Consider the following 766-nt stretch of genomic DNA (forward strand, 5'->3'; position numbering starts at 1 on the left):
TAATGCCGTTCAGTTAAGACTGAGCGGCATTTTTCTTTTCGGGTGTTGTAAACGGTCGCGAGGGCTGTTAACCTGCGTCCCCATGTTGGAAGACGCGCTCCATTTCCTCGTACAAAGCCAGGAAAGCCCGGACTGGGCTCGCCTGGGACAGAACTTGCCCTACGAGTGGATCGAGCAAGCGGTGGCCTACACGGGCAAAGCGAGCATCCGGCAGCGCCGCCTGCCGGCAGAGCAAGTGGTGTGGTTAGTCGTAGCACTGGCGCTGTACCGGCATCAGTCCATCAGCGAAGTGGTCGACGATCTGGACCTGGCGCTGCCGGACATGCACACACCTTTCGTAAGCAAAAGCGCAGTAGCACAAGCACGGCAGCGTCTTGGCGCCGAACCGTTGCGCGCTTTGTTTGAGATCTCGGCAAAGGCGTGGTCTGAGCAGGATCGCAAGCGCTACCTGTTCAAGGGCCTGAGCCTGTTTGCACTGGACGGCACGACCTTGAAGACCGCCGATACGCCAGAGCATCGNCGTTGCGCGCTTTGTTTGAGATCTCGGCAAAGGCGTGGTCTGAGCAGGATCGCAAGCGCTACCTGTTCAAGGGCCTGAGCCTGTTTGCACTGGACGGCACGACCTTGAAGACCGCCGATACGCCAGAACATCGAGCGCACTTCGGCGAGCAGGTCTATTCCAGTGGCCGGATTTCGAGCTACCCGCAAGTACGGGGCGTGACGTTGACCGCGCTGCCGACTCATTTGATTCTCGATGCCAAATTCG

Annotated in this window: 2 pseudogenes; both read left to right on the top strand. The window is 59.0% G+C overall.

Annotated elements, in window-relative coordinates:
• Positions 1-82: 82 nt before the first annotated feature.
• A pseudogene (locus tag RY831_RS33060) lies at positions 83-511 on the top strand (transposase domain-containing protein); the annotation flags it as partial.
• Positions 512-531: 20 nt separating this feature from the next.
• A pseudogene (locus RY831_RS33065) lies at positions 532-766 on the top strand (IS4 family transposase); the annotation flags it as partial.

Origin of the sequence: Noviherbaspirillum album, assembly GCF_035916955.1 — a bacterium.
Classification (GTDB): domain Bacteria; phylum Pseudomonadota; class Gammaproteobacteria; order Burkholderiales; family Burkholderiaceae_D; genus Noviherbaspirillum; species Noviherbaspirillum album.